Origin of the sequence: Phenylobacterium koreense (genome assembly GCF_040545335.1) — a bacterium.
Classification (GTDB): domain Bacteria; phylum Pseudomonadota; class Alphaproteobacteria; order Caulobacterales; family Caulobacteraceae; genus Phenylobacterium; species Phenylobacterium koreense.
Genome location: NZ_JBEPLU010000001.1, coordinates 719,530 through 744,119, shown reverse-complemented (window position 1 = coordinate 744,119; position 24,590 = coordinate 719,530). Strand labels below are relative to the sequence as shown.

General features: G+C 67.9%; 20 protein-coding genes and 1 tRNA gene. 10 read left to right on the top strand and 11 right to left on the bottom strand.

The genetic code is table 11. The features are described from left to right. Window positions 1-4 precede the first annotated feature (4 nt). Complete coding sequence (locus tag ABID41_RS03635; protein WP_331928932.1) at window positions 5-751, top strand: pentapeptide repeat-containing protein; 747 nt, start codon at window positions 5-7, stop codon at window positions 749-751. Here ABID41_RS03635 and ABID41_RS03630 read toward each other — a convergent pair whose 3' ends face one another. The 3 genes from ABID41_RS03630 to ABID41_RS03620 form a co-directional block, all read right to left on the bottom strand. After that, on the bottom strand, window positions 752-964 hold the full coding sequence (locus ABID41_RS03630) for a hypothetical protein (RefSeq protein WP_331928934.1): 213 nt from the start codon (window positions 962-964) through the stop codon (window positions 752-754). A 77-nt stretch (window positions 965-1,041) separates the two neighbouring features. After that, entirely contained in the window at window positions 1,042-3,024 is a 1,983-nt protein-coding gene (locus ABID41_RS03625; RefSeq protein WP_331928936.1) for a hybrid sensor histidine kinase/response regulator, read from the bottom strand. A 110-nt stretch (window positions 3,025-3,134) separates the two neighbouring features. Continuing rightward, the gene (locus ABID41_RS03620; protein WP_331928937.1) at window positions 3,135-3,866 is read right to left on the bottom strand and encodes an HAD family hydrolase; all 732 of its coding nucleotides are present in this window, start codon (window positions 3,864-3,866) and stop codon (window positions 3,135-3,137) included. Window positions 3,867-4,041: 175 nt separating this feature from the next. Here ABID41_RS03620 and ABID41_RS03615 point away from each other — a divergent pair, with 175 nt between their 5' ends. From ABID41_RS03615 to pgsA, 3 genes are all read left to right on the top strand, one after another. Further along, window positions 4,042-5,829: a long-chain-acyl-CoA synthetase gene (locus ABID41_RS03615; RefSeq protein ID WP_331928939.1), complete on the top strand. Its 1,788-nt coding sequence runs from the start codon at window positions 4,042-4,044 to the stop codon at window positions 5,827-5,829. 37 nt (window positions 5,830-5,866) lie between these two features. After that, complete coding sequence (gene uvrC, locus ABID41_RS03610; protein WP_331928941.1) at window positions 5,867-7,735, top strand: excinuclease ABC subunit UvrC; 1,869 nt, start codon at window positions 5,867-5,869, stop codon at window positions 7,733-7,735. 84 nt (window positions 7,736-7,819) lie between these two features. Continuing rightward, a complete protein-coding gene (gene pgsA, locus ABID41_RS03605) occupies window positions 7,820-8,443 on the top strand; it encodes a CDP-diacylglycerol--glycerol-3-phosphate 3-phosphatidyltransferase (RefSeq protein ID WP_331928943.1) in 624 nt (207 codons plus the stop codon). On the opposite strand, the gene ABID41_RS03600 is transcribed toward pgsA, so the two are convergent. The 3 genes from ABID41_RS03600 to ABID41_RS03590 form a co-directional block, all read right to left on the bottom strand. Then, window positions 8,440-9,057, bottom strand: coding sequence for a glutathione S-transferase family protein (locus tag ABID41_RS03600; protein WP_331928945.1), 618 nt, complete (start codon window positions 9,055-9,057; stop codon window positions 8,440-8,442). The genes pgsA and ABID41_RS03600 overlap by 4 nt on opposite strands. A 65-nt stretch (window positions 9,058-9,122) precedes the next feature. Further along, on the bottom strand, window positions 9,123-10,013 hold the full coding sequence (locus tag ABID41_RS03595; protein WP_331928946.1) for a pirin family protein: 891 nt from the start codon (window positions 10,011-10,013) through the stop codon (window positions 9,123-9,125). 48 nt (window positions 10,014-10,061) lie between these two features. Continuing rightward, window positions 10,062-10,559 carry an Lrp/AsnC family transcriptional regulator gene (locus tag ABID41_RS03590; protein ID WP_331928948.1) on the bottom strand — a complete coding sequence of 166 codons (498 nt, stop codon included), beginning with the start codon at window positions 10,557-10,559 and terminating at the stop codon, window positions 10,062-10,064. A 141-nt stretch (window positions 10,560-10,700) separates the two neighbouring features. Between ABID41_RS03590 and ABID41_RS03585 the strand changes: the two genes are divergently transcribed. The 4 genes from ABID41_RS03585 (at window position 10,701) to ABID41_RS03570 (ending at window position 17,491) form a co-directional block, all read left to right on the top strand. Next, window positions 10,701-14,117: an indolepyruvate ferredoxin oxidoreductase family protein gene (locus ABID41_RS03585; RefSeq protein WP_331928950.1), complete on the top strand. Its 3,417-nt coding sequence runs from the start codon at window positions 10,701-10,703 to the stop codon at window positions 14,115-14,117. A gap of 260 nt (window positions 14,118-14,377) precedes the next feature. Next, a complete protein-coding gene (locus ABID41_RS03580) occupies window positions 14,378-15,766 on the top strand; it encodes a peptide MFS transporter (protein WP_331928951.1) in 1,389 nt (462 codons plus the stop codon). Between the two features lie 61 nt (window positions 15,767-15,827). Next, a complete protein-coding gene (locus ABID41_RS03575; protein ID WP_331928953.1) occupies window positions 15,828-16,286 on the top strand; it encodes a hypothetical protein in 459 nt (152 codons plus the stop codon). A gap of 92 nt (window positions 16,287-16,378) precedes the next feature. Further along, window positions 16,379-17,491, top strand: coding sequence for an NAD(P)/FAD-dependent oxidoreductase (locus ABID41_RS03570; protein ID WP_331928954.1), 1,113 nt, complete (start codon window positions 16,379-16,381; stop codon window positions 17,489-17,491). Between the two features lie 38 nt (window positions 17,492-17,529). On the opposite strand, the gene ABID41_RS03565 is transcribed toward ABID41_RS03570, so the two are convergent. Genes ABID41_RS03565 through ABID41_RS03555 form a run of 3 tightly spaced genes read right to left on the bottom strand, consistent with a single transcriptional unit; the run spans window position 17,530 to window position 21,519 of the window. Beyond that, entirely contained in the window at window positions 17,530-18,777 is a 1,248-nt protein-coding gene (locus ABID41_RS03565) for a PQQ-dependent sugar dehydrogenase (RefSeq protein WP_331928956.1), read from the bottom strand. 13 nt (window positions 18,778-18,790) lie between these two features. Then, window positions 18,791-20,491, bottom strand: coding sequence for an asparagine synthase (glutamine-hydrolyzing) (gene asnB / locus ABID41_RS03560; protein ID WP_354297183.1), 1,701 nt, complete (start codon window positions 20,489-20,491; stop codon window positions 18,791-18,793). Then, complete coding sequence (locus ABID41_RS03555) at window positions 20,491-21,519, bottom strand: glycosyltransferase (protein WP_331928726.1); 1,029 nt, start codon at window positions 21,517-21,519, stop codon at window positions 20,491-20,493. Before ABID41_RS03555 ends, asnB begins: the two co-directional genes overlap by 1 nt. Before the next feature lie 124 nt (window positions 21,520-21,643). Here ABID41_RS03555 and ABID41_RS03550 point away from each other — a divergent pair. Further along, window positions 21,644-21,720: transfer RNA gene (locus ABID41_RS03550), tRNA-Met, on the top strand. Between the two features lie 676 nt (window positions 21,721-22,396). On the opposite strand, the gene ABID41_RS03545 is transcribed toward ABID41_RS03550, so the two are convergent. Together ABID41_RS03545 and ABID41_RS03540 are read right to left on the bottom strand one after the other, a co-directional pair. Further along, window positions 22,397-23,185 carry an SDR family oxidoreductase gene (locus ABID41_RS03545; RefSeq protein WP_331928728.1) on the bottom strand — a complete coding sequence of 263 codons (789 nt, stop codon included), beginning with the start codon at window positions 23,183-23,185 and terminating at the stop codon, window positions 22,397-22,399. After that, window positions 23,185-23,511, bottom strand: coding sequence for a nuclear transport factor 2 family protein (locus ABID41_RS03540; RefSeq protein ID WP_331928729.1), 327 nt, complete (start codon window positions 23,509-23,511; stop codon window positions 23,185-23,187). The genes ABID41_RS03545 and ABID41_RS03540 overlap by 1 nt, the downstream gene beginning before the upstream one ends. A gap of 129 nt (window positions 23,512-23,640) precedes the next feature. On the opposite strand from ABID41_RS03540, the gene ABID41_RS03535 reads away from it, so the two are divergent. Continuing rightward, window positions 23,641-24,561, top strand: coding sequence for a LysR family transcriptional regulator (locus ABID41_RS03535; RefSeq protein WP_354297182.1), 921 nt, complete (start codon window positions 23,641-23,643; stop codon window positions 24,559-24,561). Window positions 24,562-24,590: the final 29 nt, after the last annotated feature.

Genomic DNA, 24,590 nt, shown 5'->3' with positions numbered 1-24,590 from the left:
CGGCGTGTCCGAGATCGAACTGAAGCCAGGGGCCAGGCTCTCGGGCCTGGACCTCTCGCACCTGGACTTCTCGGACGTCGACCTGACCGACGCCGAACTGGACGGCTGCTTCCTGCATGACGCGCAGCTCTCGGGCGTCGTCCTGCAGGGGGCGCGGTTCACCGATTGCCGGCTGGTCCGTTGCCGCTTCGCCCATGCCGACCTGCGTGAGGCGGTGTTCGAGGCGTGCAGCTTCGCCGACGCCGACGATCATGCGGGCGTGCAGTTCGCCTTTTCGAAACTGGACGAGGCGCGGCTGGCCAAGTGCGATCTGTCGTTCGCGCGGTTCGAGCGCTCGTCGCTCTATGGAGTGGAGATGGAGACCTGCAACCTGCGCGGCGCCGTGTTCGCCCACGCCGACTTCGCCCGCGCGCTTGGCCGGAACATCGTGCGCTACTCTGCGCGGCTCGCAGGCTGCAATCTGGAGCTGGCCGACCTGACGCAGGTCCGGCTGCAGGACTGCGAGCTCAACCGGTCGAGCTTCCGCGAGGCGGTGCTCGTGGATGCCGACCTGGAGGGGGCCGACCTGCGCGAGTGCGACTTCTTCCAGGCCCTGACGGTGGGCGCGAAGCTGGCGCGCGCCGACGTCCGCGGGGCGGAGGTCAGTGGGCTCAACCTGTCGGAACTGGGAAGCCTGGACGGAATGAAGGTCACGGCCGACCAGCAGTACCGGCTGCTGACGGCCATGGGCCTGGACGTCTACGCCGACTGATCAGTCGTCGCTGCGCACCTTGACCGGCTCGGCTTTCCAGACCCGGACGGCGACGGCCGCGGTGATCGCGGCGAGGATGGCGGTGATCGCGCCGCACCACTGCAGCGTATTCATGCCTTCGGCGGCGTAACGGCCAACGGCGGCGCTGACGAAGAAGACGAGAGCCGCGGTGCCCCACTCGGCGCCCCAGCTCGAAAACAGCAGCTTCAGCATGACGGTCCTCTGGTAAGTCGGCCGTCTAAAGCCACAGCCGGCGCCATGCCGGGAATGTGGCATGGGGTCGCTTGGCCTTAGGCCGCGCTCGCCAGCCCCTGCCGTTCGGCCACGGTCTGCAGCACGTTGAAGAGCTTGGGCGCTTCGATGGGCTTGGGCATGTGCAGGTCGGCTCCAGCCGCGAGGCTGAGGGCCTCGTGTTCAGGCAGGGCGTTGGCCGTCAGCATGACGATCGGGGTGCGGGTCATGCCGCGCAACTGTTCGCGTTCCCGGATCGCCTTGACCGCCGCGACGCCGTCGAGGACCGGCATCTGCATGTCCATCAGGATCAGGTCGAAGCGCTGGGTGGAGAAGGCCTCCAGGGCCTGCTTGCCGTTTTCGACGCTCACCAGATCGACCTCGAACTGCGAGAACAGCACCTGGACGACCTTGCGGTTGGTGGGATGGTCGTCGGCCAGCAGAATGCGCAGGGGGCGCTCGGGCGGCCCGGCTCCGGCGGCCGGTTCCGGCGTGGCCTCGGCCGCGCTCATGGGCAAGCGGACGGTGAAGGTCGAGCCCTCGCCCGGGGATCCGACGGCCTCCAGCTTGCCGCCCATCAGGACCACGAGCTGCTGGGCGATGCTCAGGCCGAGTCCGACGCCGCCGTGACGGCGGGTGGAGGAGGTGTCGAGCTGCTGGAAGCGCCGGAACAGGCGCTCGGTGTCGCCAGGCTCGAAGCCGATGCCGGTGTCCTGCACGTCGATGCGCCACCAATCGCCTTCCTCCTGGCGGACCCCGATCGCCACATAGCCTTCGCTGGTGAACTTCACGGCGTTGGAGACGAGGTTCACCAGGACCTGTTTGACCCGCACGACGTCGCCGCTCACGGCCGCCTCGGCGGCGGGGTCGATGTCGAGGATCAGGTCCAGGCCCTTGTCCTCGGCGCGCGAGGCGGTGAGGCCGGCTACGCTGCGGACCGCCTCGCCGAGGTGGAACGGCTCATTGACGACCTTCACCCCGCCGGCCTCGATCCGCGACAGGTCGAGCACGTCCGAAAGCACCCGCTCGAGCGCGACGCCGGAGCTGTGGATGATCTCGACCATCTCGGCCTGAGAGGGGGCCAGGGGCGTCCTGGCGAGGGCCGCGGCGACGGCGTTCACCCCGTTTAGCGGGGTCCGGATCTCGTGGCTCATATTGGCCAGGAAGTCGTTCTGCGCCTTGTGGCTGGTGTAAAGCTGCAAGGCGGCGGCGCGGATTCGCGCGACCATGAGCGCGCCAAGGCCGCCGAACACCAGCAGGACGAGGGCGATCGGCGCGATCGAGGCGCGGGCGATCTCCGCTCCCGGCCGCTCCGGCGTCCAGCTCAGCACCAGGCTCGGCCCGCCCACGGTGGTCGGCAGCCGGATCCCGGCCCGGCCCGCGGTGGCCGCCTCGGCTTCGACCTTCAGGTCCTTGAGCTGAAAGCGACGCTGCAGCCGCGCGAGCGTGCCCTCATCGAGGTGCATCGTGGTGAGGACGATCGGCGCATAACGGTGGTGGAGCCTTGCCCCGCCGTTCGCGGGCCGGACCAGCGTCGCGGTGACGAGATGGGTCCTGCCGTCCTGCCTCACGATCTGGCTGGCCTGGAGCGGGCCCCGCGTGCTGGTCGCCCGCGCCTCGGCGCGGCGGACCTCTGCGATGACCGAGTCGGCGCCCAGGACGCCTGAGAAGCCCGCCGGGTCGGCGTCGCCCGCACGGCGTCGCGCATAGATCGGGCGGTTGTCCCGGTCGAGGACGAAGAGTTGGTCGAAGCCCGCCTTCAGGGTGAAATAGCCGTCGAGGCGCGCGTCCGCCCAAGCCTGGTCGAAACGGTTGTCCAGGTTGACGACCGCCTCGTTCCAGTTGGTTTTGGCAATGATGGTCCGTTCGATCCGCGCGATGCTGCCGGCGACGCCCCGCTCAACCAGGGCCTCCTCGCGGCGACGTACGCCCTGATCGACGGCGTGGGCCCAGATGAGCAGACTGGCGACGAAGGCGGCCATGGCGCCCAGCGCCAATGCGGCGAGCGGCGCCAGCAACCTGAACTCGGACCTACGTCGCATGCCTTCGGCCGCCCCTCACTCGCCGTTGGTTTCACCGAGTCTGCCGCCAGCAGGTTAACCAAGGGTGTGGTCAAGCTTCGCGCACGAAAAACGCGATTCCGCGATATTGCTTAGTCGAAGCCGCTCACCAGTTCGGCGATCGAGCGGACGATCCGGTCGGGCTTGACCGGGCTGCCCTCCGGCACGCCTTCGCCCAGATGGTCATGCCAGATCCCATAGATGCCCAGCCGCTGCGGCGCCGCGACCTCCCACTCCAGATTGTCGCCGACCATCCAGGTTTCGCGGGCCTCGACGCCCAGCGCCTGCATCGCGTGCAGATAGGCCCGCTCCTGCGGCTTGCCGAACCCGGCCTCGCCTTCGATCTGCACGTGATGGAACAGCGGCGCCAGCGCGAAGCGCTCGACCTTGGCCCGCTGGGGCTCGGCCGCGCCGTTGGTGACCAGGGCGAGCTTGACCTCCCGCTCGCGGAAGAAGCGGATGGTTTCCAGCGCGCCGGGGAAGAACTTCCCCTGTTCCTCCCGATAGGCATGGAAGCGTTCGCCGAAGGTCCTGGCGAAGGCGGACGTCAGGGCCGACGCGCGATCGCGGAGGGGCTGGAAGGATTCCTCGACCGCCAGGATCCGGCCCTCAGAGAGGTTCTGCCGCCAGATCGCTGCGCGTTCCTCATCGGCCCAGAACCGGCGGAAGCCCGCCTCCAGGGCGTTGGCCGCCTCGGCCGGGGCGAGGGGAGCGAATATCTCGCCGAACTCCTCCACGACCTCCTGCAGGATCTGCCGCCGCGAGCCGAAGGAGATGATCGTCTCGTCCAGATCGAACAGAATCGCTGCGGGCAGGATCGTCATGGCTTCACCTTACAGGAAACACGGGTCAGCTCGTGCGGTTCGCCCCGAACGAAGGGGTGAGTCCTGGGCGCCACGCCGCGCTCGCCTGACGCGTGTGTGACCGGCGAGGTGCTCGGTGCGCCTTGACCCTTCACGCCGCAACTGACCAAGGTCGGCCGCAAGTCGGAGGGAATCGATGCGTCTAAAGGCCCGGCTAGATCGTGATTGGAAGTTCTTCCGTGGGCTCAACCGCACTCTGAAGCGTGTGAAGTCCATCACGCCTGACTCTCCGAACCTCGTATGCGACGACATCCAGGCTGCGGTCGAGAAGTGGCGCGACCATCCCGCCCTGACCTTCGAGCACAAGACCGTCACCTATGGCGAGATGGACGCCATCGCCAACCGCTTCGCCCATTGGGCCAAGGGCATCGGTGTGCGGCGCGGCCAGACCGTGGCGCTCTTCATGCCCAATCGCCTGGAATACCTGCCGATCTGGTATGGGCTGAGCAAGATCGGCGCGGTCACCGCCCTGATCAACAACCAGCTCATCGGCGCGCCGCTGGCCCACTGCCTCAATATCTCCGGGGCCGCCCACGTCATCGTCGACCCCGAAACCTCGGCCGCGTTCGAGGAGGCCAGGGAACTGCTGGAGCGCCCGATGCAGCAGTGGATGCTGGGCCAGGCGCACGGCGACCAGCGCGACCTTTCCCAGGCCCTGAAGAGCTGCAGCCAGCTTCCGCCCGATCGGTCCGTCCGTGACGGCATGACCGCCAAGGACACGGCGCTGTTCATCTATACCAGCGGCACCACCGGCTTGCCGAAGGCGGCCCGTATCACCCACGTGCGCGCCCAGCTTTATATGCGCGCCTTCGCCGGGGCGACGGACGCAGGCGAGAAGGACCGGGTCTATGTGACCTTGCCGCTCTATCACGCCACCGGCGGTCTCTGCGCTATGGGCGCCGGCCTGCTGAGCGGCGGATCGGTGGTCATCAAGAAGAAGTTCTCCGCCAGCCACTTCTGGGAAGACGTGGTGGCCGAGAACTGCACGATGTTCGTCTATATCGGCGAGCTCTGCCGCTACCTGATCAACCACGAGGAAGTGGAGGACGAGCACCGGCACAAGATCCGCCTGATGTTCGGCAACGGCCTGCGTGCGGACGTCTGGGCGGAGATGAAGCGCCGCTTCCGCATTCCCGACGTGCTGGAATTCTACGGGGCCACCGAAGGCAACGTCTCGATGTTCAACTTCGACGGCCGCGTCGGAGCGATCGGGCGGGTGCCGGGCTGGCTGAAGAAGCGGTTCAATTTCCGCCTCGTCCAGTTCGACGTGGAGAGGGAAGAGGAGATCCGCGGCGCGAACGGGCTCTGCATCGAGGCCGGCCCCGGGCAGATCGGTGAGTGCATCGGCAAGATCGGCAACGACGCCCGGACCGAGTTCACCGGCTATGTCGACAAGGCCGCGTCCGACCGGAAGATCCTGCGGGACGTCTTCGAGAAGGGTGACGCCTGGTTCCGCACCGGCGACCTGATGAAGACCGACAGCGACGGCTATTTCTATTTCGTCGACCGCATCGGCGACACCTTCCGCTGGAAGGGCGAGAACGTCTCGACCGGCGAAGTCGCCGAACGGCTGCAGGCGATCCCCGGCGTGGTCGAGGCCAATGTCTATGGCGTAGCTGTCGAGGGCGCCGATGGCCGGGCCGGCATGGCGGGGCTGGTGGTCGACGACGGTTTCGACATCAAGGCCTTCGGCGACACAGTGGGCCATGACCTGCCGGCCTATATGCAGCCGGTCTTCGTCCGCATCCTGCCGGCGATCCAGACGACCGGGACCTTCAAGTACCGCAAGATCGACCTGGTGGCCGAGGGCTTCGACCCGACGGCGATCAAGGGCGCCGTCTACTACAAGGACCCGACCCGCGGTTATGTGAAGCTGACCAAGGCCGGCTACGCCAAGATCCTCGACGGCGGCGTCAAGCTGTAGCCCTGCGCCGCAGCCAGGACTCGCCTATATTGGTGACATGCCGACCGACGTGACCGCTCCCGCGCCCCTGCTGGGCGCAGCCCTCATCAAGGACGAGGTGCGTCGCCTGCCGGACTCGCCCGGCGTCTATCGCATGATGGGCGAGGGGGGCGAGGTCCTCTATGTCGGCAAGGCGCGCTCGCTGAAGAAGCGGGTGACCCAGTATGCGCAGGGGCGCTTCCATACCCAGCGCATCGCCCTGATGGTCGATCTGACCCGGTCCATGGAGTTCGTCACCACCCGGACCGAGACCGACGCCCTGCTGCTCGAGATCAACCTGATCAAGCAGCTCAAGCCGCGCTTCAACGTCCTGCTGCGCGACGACAAGAGCTTTCCCGAGATCGTCATCCGGCGCGACCACGCCGCGCCTCAACTGCGCAAGCATCGCGGCGCGCACACCATCAAGGGCGACTATTTCGGCCCCTTCGCCAGCGCCTGGGCGGTCAACCGGACCCTGAACACCCTGCAGAAGGCCTTCCTGCTGCGCTCGTGCTCGGACAGTGTCTACGAGACCCGCACCCGGCCCTGCATGCTGCACCAGATCAAGCGCTGCTCAGCCCCCTGCACCGGCCTGATCAGCCTCGAGGACTACGGCAAGCTGGTCGAGGAGTCGGAGAACTTCCTGCGCGGCAAGAGCCGGGCGGTGATCGCCCGCATGTCCAAGGAGATGCAGGAGGCCTCGGACGAGATGGAGTTCGAGCGCGCCGCGCGGCTGCGCGACCGGATCCGCGCCCTGGCCTCCATCGCCCAGGAACAGCAGATCAATCCGGAGACCATCGAGGAGGCCGACGTCTTCGCGCTGCACGCCGAGGGCGGCCAGGCCTGCGTTCAGGTGTTCTTCTTCCGCGCCGGCCAGAACTGGGGCAATCGCGCCTATTTCCCGCGGATCGACAAGAGCGACGAGGATCCGGACGTGATGTCCGCCTTCCTCGGCCAGTTCTATGACGACAAGCCGATCCCGCGCCTGATCCTGGCCAATATCGAACCGTCCGACTGCGAACTGCTGACCGAAGCCTTTGGCATGAAGGCCGGCCGCAAGGTCGAGATCGCCCAGCCCAAGCGGGGCGAGAAGGCTCAGCTCGTGGAACACGCCCTGACCAACGCGCGCGAGGCGCTGGGGCGCAGGATGGCCGAGAGCTCAGCCCAGTCGAAGCTGCTGGCGGGCGTCTGCGAGGCGTTCGGCCTGGAGGCCTCCCCTGAGCGGATCGAGGTCTACGACAACGCCCACATCATGGGGACCAACGCCGTGGGCGGCATGATCGTCGCCGGCCCTGACGGATTCCAGAAGGGCCAGTACCGGAAGTTCAACATCAAGGGGACCGACCTCACCCCTGGCGACGACTACGGGATGATGCGCGAGGTCATGCGCCGCCGCTTCTCGCGCATGGTGAAGGACGAGGAGGCGGGCGAAAATCCGCCGCGCCCCGATCTGGTGCTGGTCGACGGCGGCGCCGGCCAGCTTGCGGCGGTGCTGGAGGTCATGGCCGACCTTGGCGTCGATGACATCCAGGTCGTGGGCGTCGCCAAGGGGCCGGACCGCGACGCAGGCCTGGAGCGCTTCTTCATCGAGGGGCGCGAACCCTTCATGCTCGAGCCGAAATCGCCGGTGCTCTACTACCTACAGCGGCTTCGCGACGAGGCCCACCGTTTCGCCAACGGTAGTCACCAGACGCGCCGGAAGATGGAGATCAAGAAGAACCCGCTCGACGAGATCGACGGCGTGGGGCCGGGGCGCAAGCGCGCCCTGTTGCACGCCTTCGGCTCCGCCCGAGGCGTCAGCCGCGCCTCCGCCGACGACCTGGCGAAGGTGGACGGCGTGAGCGAGGCACTGGCCCAGCGGATCTTCGATTTCTTCCGCAAAGGCTGAAGGTCCGGCTAAGCTGGCGAACAACCGCAAGAAGGTCGAGCTGTCGCCGGCCACCCGAGAGACCGCGCGCACACCGAGTTAGCCATGAAAGCTCTGCCGAATATCCTGACTTCGCTGCGTCTGGTCCTGACGCTGTTCGTCTTCCTGGCGCTGGCGACGGCTGCGGGCGCCTTTCCCTATGTCAGCGAGCGGCTGACGCCGGAGGCGCAGTTCTCGCTGCAGCGCTGGGCGTTCTGGTCCTTCGTGATCGCCGCGGTGACCGACTTCTTCGACGGCTGGCTGGCGCGCAGGCTCGACGCCGTGAGCGTCTGGGGCGCCATCCTCGACCCGATCGGCGACAAGGTGCTGGTCTGCGGCGCGATCCTTGGCCTGCTGGCGCTCGGCGGCCAGCCGGCGATCGTCCTGCCTGCGGGACTGATGCTGTTCCGCGAGTTCACCGTCAGCGCCCTGCGCGAGGTCGGGGCCGGAAAGGGGGTCAAGCTTCCGGTCACCCGCCTGGCCAAGTGGAAGACCACCCTCCAGCTCACCGCCCTGACGGCCGAGCTGCTGGTCTCCTCCTGGGGCGCGTTCGATCTGCCGCCCGATCCGGCGATCGAGCAGCCGGTGACCCTGACCGCGCATGCCCTGATGTGGATCGCGGCCATCGTGACGGTGATCACCGGCGCTCAATACTGGGAGCAGACCCGCAAGGCGCTCCGCGGGCTTTAGGCCGGGGTCTTCTCGGCGGCGCGCGCCTTCACCCGTTCGATCCAGGCCGCCAGGTTCTTGTTGTCCGGGTTCAGCGGCTGGCCGACCTGGGCGCCGAATTGCAGGAAGCAAAACAGCAGGATGTCGGCCAGGGTGAACCGCTCGCCTGCGATCCAGGTCTTGCCGGTCAGGAGGCCGTCCAGCCAGGTCAGCTTTTCCTGGGCCAGGGTCTTTAAGTCGTCCGCGGCGTGCGGGATCGTGCGCATGCGGTCCTGGAACAGCGGCAGGCCCTCGGCGTAGCGGAAGCCCGCGGCCATGGGCTCGCAGATGTTCAGGTCCACGCGGCGGACCCACATCCGGGTCTGGGCGCGTTCCTCGGGCGTGGCGCCGATCAGCGGCGGGCTCGGGAACTTCTCGTCGAGATACTCGCAGATCGCGATGATCTCCGAGAGGTGCGAACCGTCGTCCAGCTCCAGGCAAGGGAGCTGGCCGGCCGGGTTCTTCACCATGTAGGGCGCCTGGCGGTTCTCGCCGCCCATCAGGTCCACGGTCTCGACGGGGATCTCGACCCCCTTCTCGGCCAGGAACATGGTCACAACCGCCGGATTGGGACCCATCGAGGAATAGAGTTTCATGCCGTCCTCCCTGGACATTGTTCGGACGGCATCTGGCCTGGTTTACCTTGGGGCGAGCAAGCGCCTTACGACATCGGATTGGCCGGGGGCGCAGGCTCGGGCAGGGGGATGAATTCCTGGTTGTCCGCGTCCGGCAGTTTCATGCGGCCGGCCCGCCAGTCGGCCTTGGCCTGCTCCAGGCGGTCCTTGGAGGACGAGACGAAGTTCCACTCGATGAGACGGGGACCAACGGGCTCGCCGCCCAGCAACATGACGATGGCGTCGGTCACCGCCGTGAAGACGATCGACTGGCCCGGCTCGAAGACCAGCATCTGGCCTTCCTTGAATTGGCGGCCGTCCACCTCGACCACCCCTTGCGCCACATAGGCGGCGCGCTCGGGGTACTCGGCCGGCAGCTCGCCCTTGGCGCCCAGCTTGAGCCGCCAGTGGGCATAAAACAGCGGAGAGTGGGTCTTCACCGGCGAACTCGCGCCATAGGCCTTGCCGGCGATCAGCCGCGCCCATAGGCCGTTCTCCTCGTAGGTCGGCAGGGCGTCCATGCCGTAGTGGTCGAAGGAGGGGGCGATCTCTTCGTCCTCGACGGGCAGGGCGATCCAGGCCTGGATGCCGTCCATGCGCCCGCCCTTGGCGCGCAGGGTTTCGAAGCGCTCGGAGTGGGTGACCCCGCTGCCGGCGGTCATCCAGTTCACCTCGCCCGGATGGATCGGCTGGATCGCGCCCACGGAATCCCGGTGGGTGATCTCGCCCTCGAACAGATAGGTCAGGGTCGAAAGGCCGATGTGCGGGTGCGGGCGGACATCCGCCTCGCGGCCGAAGCCGGGCTGGAAGGTCACTGGCCCCATGTGATCGAAGAAGATGAACGGCCCGACCATGCGCCGCTTGGCGAAGGGAAGCACGCGGCCGACTTCGAAGCCGCCAAGGTCCCGGCGCCGCTGGTCGATGACGAGTTCGATCATATTCGCTTCCTTTGCGTTCCCCCCTGCGAGGGAATGCAGGAAGGAGGTCTAGCCTTGCGCGCTCACATAGGGACTGACAAGGCCGAGGGGAGCGGCGGTCGTGTTCTTTACCGACCGGATCACGATCCGGCTTTCGATGTTCGAGACCAGGCCCAGGGAGAGGATCTTGTCGCGCAGGAAGTCGTCAAAGGCGTGCATGTCCCGGGTGACGACGCGCAGTTCGTAATCCGCCGAGCCGGTGACCGTCGCGCACTGCACGACCTCGGCCAGGCGGATGATGGCCTGTTCGAAGGCGTCGAGATTGTCCTTGGTGGGCAGGCTGAGCTTGACGGTGCAGTAGACCTCGAATCCCAGGCCCAGCAGGTCGCGATCCAGGATCGTGACCCGGCGTTGAATCACGCCCGCGTCTTCCAGGCGCTTGATGCGCCGCCAGCAGGGGCTGGAGGACAAACCTACCCTTTCGGCGATCTCCGCCACCGACAAACCGGCGTCATGCTGGATGAGATCGAGAATCTTGGCGTCGACGGCGTCGAGTGCCTCGGACAATTTTTCCTCCTTCAATCGGCGCTTGTGAGCGTCAATCTTGCCCCAAACCTGCAAATGAGGGGCATATCTTTGGCAAGCAATTCCGGCGAACTTATATGATGTTCTATTGGCATTAGGGAGCCGAAAAGGAAAGATATTGCTATGCGGCACGCTGACGTGACGCTCGACGACAAATTCCTGCTCACGGAAGGTCGGGTCTTCATCACAGGCGTCCAAGCGCTCCTCAGGGTGATGCTGGACCAGCATCGGCTCGACGACGCGGCTGGCCTGCATACGGCGGGCTTTGTTTCCGGATATCGCGGCTCCCCCCTCGGCGGCCTTGACCAGCAGGCGGGCCGCGCGGCCAAGTTCCTCAAGGCGGCGGACGTCGTCTTCAAGGAGGGGCTGAACGAGGACCTGGCGGCCACCGCCGTCTGGGGCAGCCAGCAGGCCAACCTGTTCCCCGGCGCGAAGTTCGATGGCGTCACCGGCATGTGGTACGGCAAGGCTCCGGGCGTGGACCGGACGGGCGACGCGTTCAAGCACGCGAACTTCGCGGGCACCTGGGCCAAGGGCGGGGTGCTGGCGGTCGCGGGCGACGACCATACCTGCAAGTCCTCTACGCTGCCGTCGCAGTCGGAGTACGCCTTCCAGGACTTCGAGATCCCGGTGCTGTCGCCGGCCGACGTGCAGGAGGTGCTCGACTACGGCCTGATGGGGATCGCCATGTCGCGGTTCTCGGGCCTCTGGGTCGGGCTGATCGCCCTGGCCGACACCATGGATTCGGGCGCGACGATCGACGTCTCGCTGAGCCGCCATCGTCAGGTTTCCCCACCAAACTTCCATCTACCGGCCGGTGGCCTGGGCATCCGCCTGAAGGACCAGCCGCTGGAGAAGGAGCGCCGGCTCCGCAACTTCAAGATCCCGGCGGCGCTCGCCTTCGCCCGCGCCAACAGGATCGACCGGACGATGCTGGCCGCTGCGCGGCCGCGCTTCGGCATCGTCTGCCAGGGCCAGGCCTACAAGGACGTCATCGAGGCCTTCGCGGCCATGGGACTTTCCGAGCAGGAAGTCGCTGACCTCGGCGTCTCGATCTACAAGGTCGGCATGCCCTGGCCGCTGGAGCCGACCGGGCTTCGCTCCTTCGCCGCGGGTCTCGAAACCCTGATGGTGGTCGAGCACAAGCGCCCGCTGATCGAGACCCAGGCCCGCTCGGCGCTCTACGACCTGCCGGCCCACGCCCGCCCGAAGATCATCGGCAAGATCGACGAGCAGGGCCATCCGCTGCTTTCCGAGCTGGGCTCGCTGTCGGTAGCCGAGATCGCGCTCGCCATCGCCGACCGGCTGCCGAAAGGCCCGCATTCGGAGCGGGTGAACGACTACCTGGCCCGCGTCTCGGCCGCCTCCATGGCGGCGGTGACCCTGGCGGCCGAGCAGCAGCGCAAGCCGTTCTTCTGCTCCGGCTGCCCGCACAACTCCTCGACCCGCCTGCCGGAGGGCTCGCGCGCCCTGGCCGGGATCGGCTGCCACTATATGGCCAGCTTCACCGACCCTCAGACCGACCTGAACAGCCACATGGGCGGCGAAGGCCTGAGTTGGGTCGGCTCGGCGCCGTTCACCGAAGAGCCGCACGTCTTCGTCAATCTGGGCGACGGCACCTACAACCACTCGGGTTCGCTGGCGATCCGCGCATCGGTGGCGGCCAATTCGCACGTCACCTACAAGCTGCTGTTCAACGACGCGGTGGCGATGACCGGCGGCCAGGCGCCCGAGAGCGGCTTCACCCCGGCCCAGATCACCCGCCAGCTCGCCTCGGAAGGCGTGGCCAAGACGGTGATCGTGGCCGACGACCCCGGGCGCTACGAGGGCGTCACCGACCTGGCGCCCGGCGTCGAGGTGCGTCCGCGTTCGGAACTCATCACCGTTCAGGAGATGCTGCGCGACACCCCCGGAACAACGGTCCTGCTCTATGATCAGGTCTGCGCCACCGAGAAGCGCCGCCGGCGCAAGCGCGGCACGATGGAGGCGGCGACCAAGCGCGTCTTCATCAACCCGCTGGTCTGCGAGGGCTGCGGTGACTGCTCGAAGAAGTCCAACTGCGTCTCGGTCGAGCCGCTGAACACCGAGTTCGGCCGCAAGCGCAAGATCAACCAGTCGACCTGCAACGCCGACTATTCCTGCCTGGAAGGCTTCTGCCCCTCGTTCATCACCATCGAGGGCGGCGAGAACCCGCAGGCCAAGGCCTTGCCGGCCCTGACGGCGGAGTCGACGCCGCTGCCGACCACCGAGCCGCTGCACGGCGTGCGCAACATCGTCTTCACCGGCATCGGCGGGACGGGGGTGACGACGGTGGCCTCGATCCTGGCCATGGCCGCCCACGTGGACGGCCGCGCCGCCTCGGTGGTCGACATGACCGGCCTAGCGCAGAAGGGCGGGGCGGTGTTCTCCCACGTCCGGATCGGCGAGACCGAGGAGACGGTGATCGGCGGCCGGGTGCCGGCGGCTTCGGCCCACGTGCTGATCGCCTGCGACATCCTCTCGGCGGCCGGCGCCGACGCCCTGGCCCTCTACGCCAAGGACCGCACGGTCGCCGTCGGCAACGAGGACTTCGCGCCCACCGCCGACTTCGTCACCGACCGCGACGTGCGCTTCGACAGCGCCTCGATGTCCCGGCGCATCAAGGCCGCGACCAAGGCCTATGACGAGTGCCCGGCCCATCACCTGGCCGAGCGCAACTTCGGCGACGCCATCTACGCCAACATGATCATGGTCGGTTTCGCCTGGCAGAAGGGGCTCATCCCGATCTCCAGCCGCGCCGTCTATCGCGCCATCCGCCTGAACGGGGTGGAGGCCGAGGCCAACCTGCAGGCTTTCGAGCTGGGCCGCCGGGTCGCTCACGACCCGAGCCTGGCGGTCGCGGCCGAGGACAAGACCCCGACGCCCGAGACCATGTCGCTGGACGAGCTGATCGCCCATCGGACAAGGGAACTGACCGCCTATCAGAACGCCGCCTACGCCAGGCGCTACGCCGACAAGGTCGCTAAGGTGGCCGCGGCCGAAGCGCCCTTCGGCTCCGAGGCCCTGACCCGGGCCGTCGCGGTCAGCCTCTTCAAGCTGATGGCCTACAAGGACGAGTACGAGGTCGCCCGGCTCTATACCGACGGCCGGTTCGCCGCCGAGCGCAACGAAGCCTTCAAGGGCGGCAGGACCAAGGTGCTGCTCTCCCCGCCGCTGCTCGCGCCCAAGGGGCCGGACGGCAAGCCGCGCAAGATGGAGTTCGGCGGCTGGATGCTCGACCTCGCCTTCCCGATGCTGGCGAAGCTGAAGGGCCTGCGCGGCACGCCGCTGGACCTCTTCGGCCGGACCGAGGAGCGGAAGATGGAGCGCGGCCTGATCGCCGACTATGAGGCGACCCTCGATAGGCTGCTCGGCACGCTCGACGCCGCCCACCTGCCGGTCGCCATCGACATCGCCGCCATCCCCCAGGACATCCGCGGCTTCGGCCACATCAAGGACGCCTCGGTGAAGGTCGCCAAGGCCAAGGAAGCGCGGCTCTGGAAGCGGTGGGAGGGAGCCTGAGGTCGGGGGCTCTCCCGGCGTTTTCAGCTGCTGATCCAAGGCCGATTTCGGCGAGGCTATCGGGTGGGCGATCTCGATCCGCCCGCTCCATCTTCCAGATCGTCATCCCCGGCCGCGTCAGCTTGCCGGGGATCGGCGATCATCGGCGTCTATGGATGGCCGGGGCCCGTCGCAGGGCGACGCTTAGCCATGGCGCGACATTGGCGCTAAAGGCGTAGGTGAACGGGGCGCGCCGGTCGTCGCCGGCTCTGGAGCATCGGATGACAAAGACCGCCACCGACGGTGACACCGCCTTCCTGGGGCACCCGCGCGCCCTCGGCTTCCTCGCTTTCTCCGAGGCCTGGGAGCGGTTCTCCTACTACGGCATGCAGTCGTTGCTGGTGCTCTACATGACCAAGCAGTTGCTGCTCAGCCCGCAGGTCGACAGGATCGCGGGCTTTCCGGCGTTCCACGCCTTCATCGAGGCGCTCTACCATCCGGGCGCGTCGATCCAGGCGGTCGCTTCGGCGATCTTCGGGCTCTACACCAGCCTGGTCTACCTGACGCCGATCCTGGGCGGTTTCCTGGCCGACCGGGTGCTGGGCAAGACCCGGACGGTGGTGCTGGGCGCGCTGCTGATGGCGGCCGGCCACTTCCTGATGGCCTTCGACGTCTCGTTCCTGCTGGCCCTGCTGTGCCTGATTCTCGGGACCGGATGCTTCAAGGGCAATATCGCCGGCCAGGTGGGGGCGCTCTACGGCGACAAGGACCTGCGCCGGGCCGACGCCTTCCAGATCTTCTACCTGGGCATCAACGCCGGGGTCATCGCCGCGCCGCTGATCGCGGGGACGCTCGGGGAGAAGGTCGGCTGGCACTACGGCTTCGGCGCGGCCGGGGTGGGCATGCTGATCGCGCTGGTCATCTATCTGAGCGGCCGCCGCCACCTGCCGCCCGACCCGCCGCTGCGGGCCAAGGGCGCGGCCCGCCCCAAGCTCGCTGCAAGCGAAAGGGGGACTATCCTGCTGCTGGTCGCCCTCCTGCCAGTCATGGCCGCCTCGGTGCTCTGCAACCAGCAGATCTTCAACGCCTACCTGGTCTGGGCCGACCGGGCGGTGAACCTGGAGTTCATGGGCCAGAAGGCGCCCACGACCTGGCTGATCACCCTCGACTCCATCGTCTCGGTCTCGTTCCTGGCGATCATGGTGGTCTTCTGGCGGGTGTGGGCCACGCGCTTCAAGGAGCCGGACGAGATCGGCAAGCTGACCATCGGCGCCTTCGTCTCGGTGGGCGGAGCGCTGTGCCTGGCCGCCGGCGCGGCCATCGCCGAGGCTACGGGCGGCAAGGTCAACATCCTCTGGTGCGTGGCCTTCCACGTCATCAACAGCATCGCCTTCGCCAACATCCTGCCGGTGTCGCTGGCCCTCTTCGCCCGCGCCGCGCCCCAGGCGCTCGCCGGCTCGATCATCGGAGTCTACTACCTGCACCTCTTCATGGCGAACCAGACGGTGGGGATCCTGGGCGGCCTGCTCGAGAAGATGCCGGCCAGCCGGTTCTGGCTGATGCACGCCGGCATCGGGCTCGGCGCAGGCCTCGTCTTCCTCCTGGTCGGCCGGCTCTTCGCCCGGCGCCTCAGCCCGGAAAACGTCGGGCCCGAACCGGCGACCACCTAGAGGCCGCAGCCAGGAACATCTCCTCTCTCGCGCCAGTTCAGGCCGGAAGGGAGACTTCGGCGTGACGATCAGAACCGTCCAGTTTCTCGCCATCGTCATCGGCGCGCTGGCGCTCATCCCGTCCGGAGCGCACCTCGCTGCGCTGCCCAACAAGATCGGCCTTCCGCAGGCCGACTATTTCGTCGTGCAGGGCATCTACAGCCGGTGGGCCTTGCTCGGGCTTCTCTGGCCGGCCGCCATCGTCGCGAACACCTTGCTCGCGGGGCTGGCCCGCTCACAGAGCGGGCCGTTCTGGCTGGCGGCGCTGGCGGCGACCTGCTTCGTCCTGATGCTGGTGATCTTCTTCCTCTGGACCCAGCCAGCCAACCAGGCGACCTCGAACTGGACCACGGCCCCCGAAAACTGGGAGGCGCTGCGCCGTCAGTGGGAATACTCGCACGCGGCCAATACGGTGATCGCCTTCATCGCGCTCTGCCTGACGACGCTGTCGGCGCTGGCGTGGCGGCCATCCGGGTCATGAACGCGCGATTTGCCTTCGTTCGCCGGTAGGCAAGGGCGCGGGGCTCGGCTAGGCCTGGAGCGCGGAACGGCGCTCCAACCAAGAATAGAGTCATGGCGGATTTCGATTTCGATGCGGTCGTGGTGGGCGCCGGGGCCGTGGGCCTGGCCTGCGGCTATGCGCTGTCGCGGCGCGGGCTCACGGTGGCGGTGCTGGAGCGCGAGCCCGGCATCGGGGAGGGGATCTCCGCCCGGAACTCCGAGGTCATTCACGGCGGGCTCTACTATCCGACCGGTTCGCTGAAGGCGCGGCTGTGCGTGGCTGGCCGGCGAGCGCTCTACGCCTTCCTCGAAAAGCACAAGGTCGCCTACGACCGCTGCGGAAAGCTTGTCGTGGCGACCAATCCGGACGAGGTCGGCCGCCTGGACGACATCCTTGCGCAGGCGCAGGCCAACGACGTCGAGGGCATGGCGCGGCTGACCAAGGGAGAGGCCCTGGCGCTGGAGCCGCAACTGAAGTGCGAGGCGGCGCTGATCTCGCCGCAGAGCGGGGTGTTCGACAGCCACGGCTACATGGTGGCCCTGCAGGGAGAGATCGAGGAAGCCGGCGGGGCGGTGGTCACTTCGACCCCGTTCGAAGGCGCGCGGCCGCTGGAAGGCGGCGGGTTCTCCATCCGCGCCGGCGGGGCCGAGCCGACGACCCTGACCGCGCGGCTGCTGGTGACCGCGCCGGGGCTCTCGGCGCAAGCCGTGGCCGGTGAGATCGAGGGCTTTCCGAGGGACCAGATCCCGGCGCTGCACTACGGCAAGGGGGTCTATTTCCGGCTGAGCGGCAAGGCGCCGTTCGCGCGCCTGATCTACCCGCCGCCGATCCCCGGGGCGCTGGGCACCCACTATCGCCGTGACCTGGGCGGCCAGGCGGTGTTCGGACCCGACCTGCACTTCGTGGACCACATCGACTACAGCGTCGATCCGGCCGGCGCCGGTGAGTTCTACGCCTATATCCGCAAGTTCTGGCCGGGCCTGCCGGACGGGGCGCTGGCTCCCGACTATGCGGGCATCCGGCCCAAGCTGCATGGCCCTGACGAGCCGCAGCCGGACTTCCGCATCGACGGTCCGGAGGCGCATGGCCTGGCCGGGCTGGTCGCCCTGTTCGGCATCGAGAGCCCTGGCCTGACGTCCTCCCTGGCGATCGGCGAGGAGGTGGCGGGGCGGCTGGGGGCCTAATCCTCAAGTATCATCGAGAAGAGCGCGAACGTTCACCATCACGCCCTGGGCGTGACCTTCAGGATGCGGCCGTTCTTGTTGTCGGTGGCGAGGTAGACGGCGCCGTCGGGGCCAACGATCACGTCGCGGATGCGCTCGTTCAGGTCCGTGAGCAGGCGCTCTTCGCCGACCACCTTGCCGTCCTGCATGACCAGGCGAACCAGGGCCTTGCTGGCCAGGCCGCCGATCAGGATGTTTCCCTTCCAGGCCGGGATGAGGTCCGCCTCATAGAAGGCCATGCCGGCGGGCGCGATCACCGGGTCCCAGTAGTAGACCGGCTGCTCCATGCCCTCCTTGGCGGTGATGCCGTCGCCGATCTTCTCGCCGGAATATTCGAGGCCGTAGGTGATGACCGGCCAGCCGTAGTTCTTGCCGGCCTGCGGCTGGTTCAACTCGTCGCCGCCCCGCGCGCCGTGCTCGACCTCCCATAGCTTGCCGGTCGCGGGGTCGATCGCGGCCGAGAGGATGTTGCGGTGGCCGTAGGACCAGATCTCCGGCCGCACGCCGGGGCGGCCGACGAAGGGGTTGTCCCTGGGGATCGAGCCGTCCGAATTGATCCGGACCACCTTGCCCAGGGTCCCGTCCAGGCGCTGGGCCTGGGCGCGGCCCGGCAGGATCGAACGCTCGCCGGTGGTGATGAACAGCGTGCCGTCGGGGGCGAAGGCCAGGCGACCGCCGAAGTGCATGGTCGATTCGAGCGACGGGGTCTGGTGGAAGATCACCTGGACGTTCTCCAGATGGTCGCCGGCCAGCCGGCCGCGGGCCACGGCGGTGTTGTTGGTCCCGTTCGCCCGGGGCTCGGCATAGGCCCAGTAGATCAGGCCGTTCTCCGCGAACTTCGGATCGACGGCCAGGCCCAGCATGCCGCCCTGGTCGACGCCGGCGACGGCGGGCAGGCCAAGGATCGGGCCGGAAAGCTTGCCGTCGGTCCCGAGGATGCGGAGTTGGCCGAGGTGCTTTTCGGTGACCAGCAGACGCCCGTCCGGCAGGAAGGCCATGCCCCAGGGCATCTCGAGCCCCTCGGCGATCGTGGTGACCTGCAGGGCCACGTTCGACTTCATCTCCGGCGCGCGGGTCTGGCCGGCGAAGGCGGGCTTCTGGTTCGGCGCGTTCGGCGGGGCGGTGGCGACGGGAGCGCCGGCGGCGGCCTTAGCCTGGGTCTGATTTTGGGGCTGGGCCTGGCCGTCCCGCCCGCCGCAGGCTCCGGCCAGGGCGGCGATGGCCGTGGTGATCAGCAGACGGCGCATGGGAAGCTCCTTCTTAAGGTCCTATCGGGCCGGCGACGGCGGCCAGGGCGTCGGTCGGGGCGGCCCCCTCCAGGTGGATCAGCGACCACACAGCAAAGAAGAGCAGAGGCCAGCGACCGCCACCTTGCGATGTGAACGCGCTGGAGGCCAGATCGGCGCCGAGAAGCTCGCGCACGGCGGCGACCTTGCCGATGCGGGCGGCGATCTCGCCGGCGCGGGGTTCGATCCAGGCCTCGACCGGAACGGTGAAGCCCTGCTTGCGGGCCCAGGGCTCGGCGGCGGGGCAGGCTCGCTCCAGCCAGCGGCGCAGCAGCCATTTGCCGTAGCGGCCGCGCACCTTCATTCGGTCGGGCAGGGGGAAGGCGAACTCGGCCACCTGCGGGTCGAGGAACGGCGTGCGCCCTTCCAGCCCGTGAGCCATCAGGCAGCGGTCCAGCTTCAGCAGCAGGTCGTTCGGCAGCCAGGTGGCGATGTCGGCATATTGCGCCTGCTGCAGCCGGGTGAGACCGGGTGGGGCCTTGGCGGCGGCGCGCCAGCGCTCGACCACGCCGGCGTCGGGGCTGCGCGGCTCGGCCGGCCGGCCGCCCATCCAGGCCGGGCGCAGGGCGCGGCGGTAGCGGCCATAGCCGCCGAACAGCTCGTCGCCCCCCTCGCCGGTGAGCACCACGGTCAGGGTTCCCTTGGCGGCCTCAGCGAGCTTGTAGGTGGGCAAGGTGGCGTAGTCGGCGGTGGGATCGTCCATCGCCCAGGCGACCTGCGGCAGGATGCGCCAGAAGTCCTCCTCGCCGAACCCGGTCTCCCGCCAGTCGAGGTTCAGGGCCCTGGCCACGCGCTCGGCCTGGGCGCGCTCGTCGCGGGCGCCGGGGGCGTCGAAGCCGCAGGTGAAGGCGGTGACCGGCCGCGCGTTGAGGCGCGACATCAGGGTGGCGATGGTCGCCGAGTCGACGCCGCCGGAGAGGAAGAGGCCATAGGGCACGTCCGACCGTTGATGGACCCGGACGCTGTCCTCCAGCACGGCGTCCAGGCGTGAGAGCAGGGCGGCCTCCTCGCTCCTGCCCGACGGCGCGCGGGCGGGAACCGCGGGACGGACCTCCCGCGGGACGATCTTGCCGTCCGTCACCTCGACGATCTCGCCGGGCGCCAGGCGGCGCAGGCCTTGGAAGATGGTCTCCTCGCCGAGCACGTAGTTGAAGGCCAGCAGCTCGCGCGCCCTGTCCTCCGACAGCTCGGCGCCGATCAGCCCGGCGGCGAGGAACGCCCGCGGCTCGGAAGCGAAGATCACCGCGCCCTCGCGCTCCAGGACGTAGAGCGGCTTGATGCCGAACGGGTCGCGGACCAGCCAGGAGCGCCCGTCGGCGCCGATCAGGCAGAAGGCGTACATTCCCCGCAGCCGCTGGAAGGCGGCAGGGCCTTCCTTCGCGTAGATGTGCAGCAGGGGCTCGAAGTCCGATCCCGTCGCGAGCTGGCTATCGAGGCCGAACGCCTCGGTCAGTTCGACATAATTATAGATCTCGCCATTGCCGATGACCGTCGCGCCGGCCGCGTGCAGCGGCTGCCAGCCGCATTCCAGGTCGATGATCGACAGGCGCGCGTGGGCGAGCGACCGGCCGGCCTCGTCCTCGACGAACACCCCGTCCGGGCCGCGGTGGGTGAGGGCCTCGATCAGGGGGCGCGCCGAACCGCCAGGCCCGAGCACGCCGGCTATGCCACACATCAGGCCGCCCCGTAGTCCGCGAAGAGCTGGCGCCACTGGGCGACGACCGCGCCCGGGGAGAACTGGCCCTCGACTCGCTCCGAGCCCTGCTGGACCATGCGGATGCAGAGCATGGGGTCGGCGATCAGCCGGTTGATCGCCGCGGCCAGGGCCTGCGCGTCGTCGATGGGGACCAGCAGGCCGTCCTCCTCGTGGCGGATCAGGGCGGCCGGTCCCTGGCTGGCCGCGGCGACGACCGGCAGGCCGTGGGCCCAGGACTGGATCACCACATTGCCCAGGGGCTCGTAGCGGGACGGGAAGACGCTGATGTCGGCGGCCCGGTAGAGCGCCGACGGATCGTTGCGCCAGCCCAGGAAGCGCACGCGCGAGGCCACGCCCAGGGCCTGGGCCATGGCCTTGAGCTTGGTCTCCAGCCCGCCGGCGCCGGCGATCCACAGATAGGCCTCGGGGACGTGGGTCAGGGCTTCCAGCGCCACGTCGTGCGCCTTGACCTCGTGCAGCCGGCCCATGGCCAGCAGCAGGGGAGCATCCTCGGGGGTCTGCAGCTCGGCCCGGTCGGCGGGCGGCGTGTCCGGCGGGGCCAGGGCGAAGTTGGGAATGTAGCGGACCTTGCCGGCGGGCCAGCCTTGCGCGACCACCCAGTCGGCGATGTCCTCGGTGTTGGCCACCAGCTCGTCGAAGCCGCGATAGTATTTGAGATTGTAGTAGCCGCCGAGCCGGCCAATCCGCGCCCAGGGCCCCTTGGGCGCGTGGCGCGCGGCCCGGTTCATCCAGGCCAGGGCCAGCCGCACCTGAGTCTTCTGCGCGAACCCCGCCAGCTTGCGCCGGGTCAGCAGGTCGATGGGGCCGCCGAATCGGAACACGCCGGTCGGAACGCGCAGTTGCTCGAGGGCCGCCTCGCGGTTGGCGTTGGCGCGGATGGCGGCGGCCTGCTCGACCCCGTCGGCCGCCAGGGCCGCGACCAGGTCGAGGAAATAGGTCTCCGCGCCGCCCTCGCCGGCCGTTCCGAGAAGATGCAGGACGCTCATGCCGACGGGAGCCTAGCGAGGCTGGACCCAAAACGGAATCGCCTTTCGGCGAAAGGTCGCGTCCAAGCCGCTTGAAACCGGCAAAAGCCCACCCTATAAACCGCGCCTCGCCGAAAGGCCCGGCGGCTGGGTAGCTCAGATGGTTAGAGCGGTGGATTCATAACCCACAGGTCGGCGGTTCGATCCCGCCCCCAGCTACCACTCGGAGAACGGCGGTCAATGACCGCTTTCCGCTTCTACGTCGATTTCCGGTTCCCGACCCGTTACGGGCCTTCAGGGTGTCCGTTGTGAGGCTCAAGGCTCCGAAGGATGTCGCCCACCGTTGCGTCGTCTGACTGACTGAGCTTCGCGGCGAAGGCGTCGGTTTGGTCGCGTTGAGTAAGAATCTTGGACAGTTCAAAGATATCCCGGTCGTTGAACTTAAGGTCCCGCCGGAGCCGTGTTTCCAGGGTCAAGGCTGAAAGGGGCGCATCGCCCGAGCGCCTTCAGGCAGACACTGACTACAAGGAAACCGATTGCCCAGGGCGCTTGAACACCGGCGTAGAACGCTCCAAGCCTTCGCCGAGGGTCTCGCTGCTGCGCCTTTCGGCACAAGTATCCATCATAGGTGGCGACAAGCGACTTCACTCAGCCATGGTGGCGCTTGTCTCGGTGAAGGGCAATGCCTGCTAACCGCCCATTGCGGACGTTCGATTTGGTCGGATAGCCATGGGACCATGCTGACTGCCATAGACGTGCCAGACGACAAGCTTGACGACGTCGAGCGGTCCTTCGTGACTGGCATCAGGGAGCATGGCTGGCTCCGCACGTCGGCGGGCGGGGACGAAGAAGGGCCGCGCTTTTCCTACTTGAGGCGCACGCCACAGCGCCACTGAAGCTACACCGTCGGGACCGTACCGCCGTCGATGACGTACTCGGCGCCATGGATGGCCGACGCGCGGCTTGAGGCCAGGAAGGCGATCAGTTCGGCGACCTCCTCCGGCTGCGCTGGACGCCCGATGGGGATGCCGCCCAGGGCCTGTAGGATGCTGTCCTTCGCCGCCTCAAGGTCCCCGCCTGTCGTCGCGGCGATCCGGCTAACCAGGGCTTGGGACGCCTCCGTGTAGATCCAACCGGGCGAGACGACGTTCACCCGCACGCCTTTCGGACCCAGCTCCTTCGACACCGCCTTGCTGTAGGTGGTCAGGGCAGCCTTGGCCGCGGCGTAGGCAATGGTGGATTCCGGCAGCGGCAGCGTCCGCTGGATGGACGACACATGGATCACCGCGCCACCTCGGCGCTCGATCATTTGCGGGAGCAGCGCCCGGTCCAATCGCACGGCGGACATCAGGTTCAGGTCCAGTTCCGCGCGCCAGTGATCCTCCGTCAGCGCCGCAAAGCCGCCGCCAGGCGAGGATGACCCACCCACGACATGCACCAGGACATCAACCCCGCCCATACGCTTCAGCGCGGCGTCAGCGAGGCGCGCGGCCCCATCTGGCGTGCTGAGGTCAGTGGCGATCACGTGGGCGCCGGCGCTGGCGTCGACCGGCCCGCGGGCGGCGGTCACTACGGTCGCGCCGCCGGCGATGAACCGCTTCACTGTCGCCTGACCCGCGCCCTTGGTGCCGCCGCTCACCACGACGCGACAACCAACGAATTCGGAGGTGAGGTTCTGCAGGCTCATCAGGCGATCTCCAGGGTGGCGATCGCCCCGTCCTGGAGGGTGAAGCAGAAGGTGAAGTGGATGGGACTGCCTGGGAAATCGCCCGAGGTCGGACCTTCAACGACGACGACCCTGCCCTCATGTCGCCACGCGTCGGGGGTGAAGACGGCTCGGTTCGCGATCGTCGCCGACTGAATCCAGGCGAGGATCTCGGCCTTGCCGACCCGCCGCTCCTGCTCGTCGACGACGATGGCGTCCGCCGCAAAGGCCGACAGCATACCCTCGGCGTCGAGGCGGGCGTTGGCGGTCACATAGGCGGCGATTGGGGCTGGAAGTTCGAGCGACATCGTACCGGATCCTGTTGCTGCGGTCCGCCGTCCAAGACGCCGGCTGTGAAACTGGCAGGAATGTTAGATGCGGGGCTCTAACCCGATAATCGGGATAAAGTGGGACGACGCATCACGAAGGGAAGGACAATGCCCCAGAGCGGTCTGACAGAATTGGACGCGGTCCTCATGGTCGCCCGCCGGGGCAAGTTCCGCGCCGCCGCGCTCGAGCTTGGAATGTCCACCACCGCGTTGAGCAACGCGGTGGGGAAACTGGAACGCACGCTTGGCATCCGGCTCTTCAATCGGACGACGCGAAGCGTCTCCCTCACTGAAGCTGGCCGCAACTTCGTCGCGCAGATCGCCCCTGCCCTGCAGGACATACATGAGGCGATGGACGCGGCACGTTCCCAACAGTCCACCCCATCAGGCGTCCTGCGCATCAACGCCTTCCCGACGGCGGCCCGAGAGATATTCGCGTCGCTCGTCCTCCCGTTTTTGCGGGCCTATCCCCAGGTCCATATCGACATTGTCACCGAAGGACGCCTGATCGACATCGTCGCCGACGGCTTCGACCTTGGGGTCCGCAGCGCGGACCTCGTCCCGGCAGACATGATCGCGATCCCGCTTGGAGCGCCTCGACGCAATGTTGTCGTGGGTTCGCCAGCCTACCTGAAAGCGTATGGGACGCCGATGATCCCGCAGGATCTCAGCGAGCATGTCTGCCTCAGGGTCCGGCTCCCGAACGGCGCAATCTACCGTTGGCCTTTCGAGAAGGATGGGCGATCGGTCCACATCGATGTCGCAGGCGCCCTCACTCTCGACGAAACCAGCCTCGCACGAACCGCCGCCCTCTGTTCCGTCGGCCTCACGCTAACCATGGAATCTGACGTGCGGGAGGACATCGAGGCGGGCCGCCTTGTGCGCGTGCTCGAGGACTGGACGCCCGCTCTGTCGCCGCTCAGCCTCTATTATCCGAACCGTCGAAACCCGACCGCCGCGTTCAAAGCCTTCGTGGATTTCGCGCGGCGTAGCAGCGTCACCGATACCGAGATCTCTTCGAAGGACTGAAATGCGCCAATCCGCAGCCGGGAGCCTCG

What these genes read in the sequence shown, in the direction of transcription:
- ABID41_RS03630 (WP_331928934.1), bottom strand. Translation starts at nt 964, where the DNA reads ATGCTGAAGCTGCTGTTTTCGAGCTGGGGCGCCGAGTGGGGCACCGCG.
- ABID41_RS03625 (WP_331928936.1), bottom strand. Translation starts at nt 3,024, where the DNA reads ATGCGACGTAGGTCCGAGTTCAGGTTGCTGGCGCCGCTCGCCGCATTG.
- ABID41_RS03620 (WP_331928937.1), bottom strand. Translation starts at nt 3,866, where the DNA reads ATGACGATCCTGCCCGCAGCGATTCTGTTCGATCTGGACGAGACGATC.
- ABID41_RS03615 (WP_331928939.1), top strand. Translation starts at nt 4,042, where the DNA reads ATGCGTCTAAAGGCCCGGCTAGATCGTGATTGGAAGTTCTTCCGTGGG.
- uvrC (WP_331928941.1), top strand. Translation starts at nt 5,867, where the DNA reads ATGCCGACCGACGTGACCGCTCCCGCGCCCCTGCTGGGCGCAGCCCTC.
- pgsA (WP_331928943.1), top strand. Translation starts at nt 7,820, where the DNA reads ATGAAAGCTCTGCCGAATATCCTGACTTCGCTGCGTCTGGTCCTGACG.
- ABID41_RS03600 (WP_331928945.1), bottom strand. Translation starts at nt 9,057, where the DNA reads ATGAAACTCTATTCCTCGATGGGTCCCAATCCGGCGGTTGTGACCATG.
- ABID41_RS03595 (WP_331928946.1), bottom strand. Translation starts at nt 10,013, where the DNA reads ATGATCGAACTCGTCATCGACCAGCGGCGCCGGGACCTTGGCGGCTTC.
- ABID41_RS03585 (WP_331928950.1), top strand. Translation starts at nt 10,701, where the DNA reads ATGCGGCACGCTGACGTGACGCTCGACGACAAATTCCTGCTCACGGAA.
- ABID41_RS03580 (WP_331928951.1), top strand. Translation starts at nt 14,378, where the DNA reads ATGACAAAGACCGCCACCGACGGTGACACCGCCTTCCTGGGGCACCCG.
- ABID41_RS03570 (WP_331928954.1), top strand. Translation starts at nt 16,379, where the DNA reads ATGGCGGATTTCGATTTCGATGCGGTCGTGGTGGGCGCCGGGGCCGTG.
- ABID41_RS03565 (WP_331928956.1), bottom strand. Translation starts at nt 18,777, where the DNA reads ATGCGCCGTCTGCTGATCACCACGGCCATCGCCGCCCTGGCCGGAGCC.
- asnB (WP_354297183.1), bottom strand. Translation starts at nt 20,491, where the DNA reads ATGTGTGGCATAGCCGGCGTGCTCGGGCCTGGCGGTTCGGCGCGCCCC.
- ABID41_RS03555 (WP_331928726.1), bottom strand. Translation starts at nt 21,519, where the DNA reads ATGAGCGTCCTGCATCTTCTCGGAACGGCCGGCGAGGGCGGCGCGGAG.
- ABID41_RS03545 (WP_331928728.1), bottom strand. Translation starts at nt 23,185, where the DNA reads ATGAGCCTGCAGAACCTCACCTCCGAATTCGTTGGTTGTCGCGTCGTG.
- ABID41_RS03540 (WP_331928729.1), bottom strand. Translation starts at nt 23,511, where the DNA reads ATGTCGCTCGAACTTCCAGCCCCAATCGCCGCCTATGTGACCGCCAAC.
- ABID41_RS03535 (WP_354297182.1), top strand. Translation starts at nt 23,641, where the DNA reads ATGCCCCAGAGCGGTCTGACAGAATTGGACGCGGTCCTCATGGTCGCC.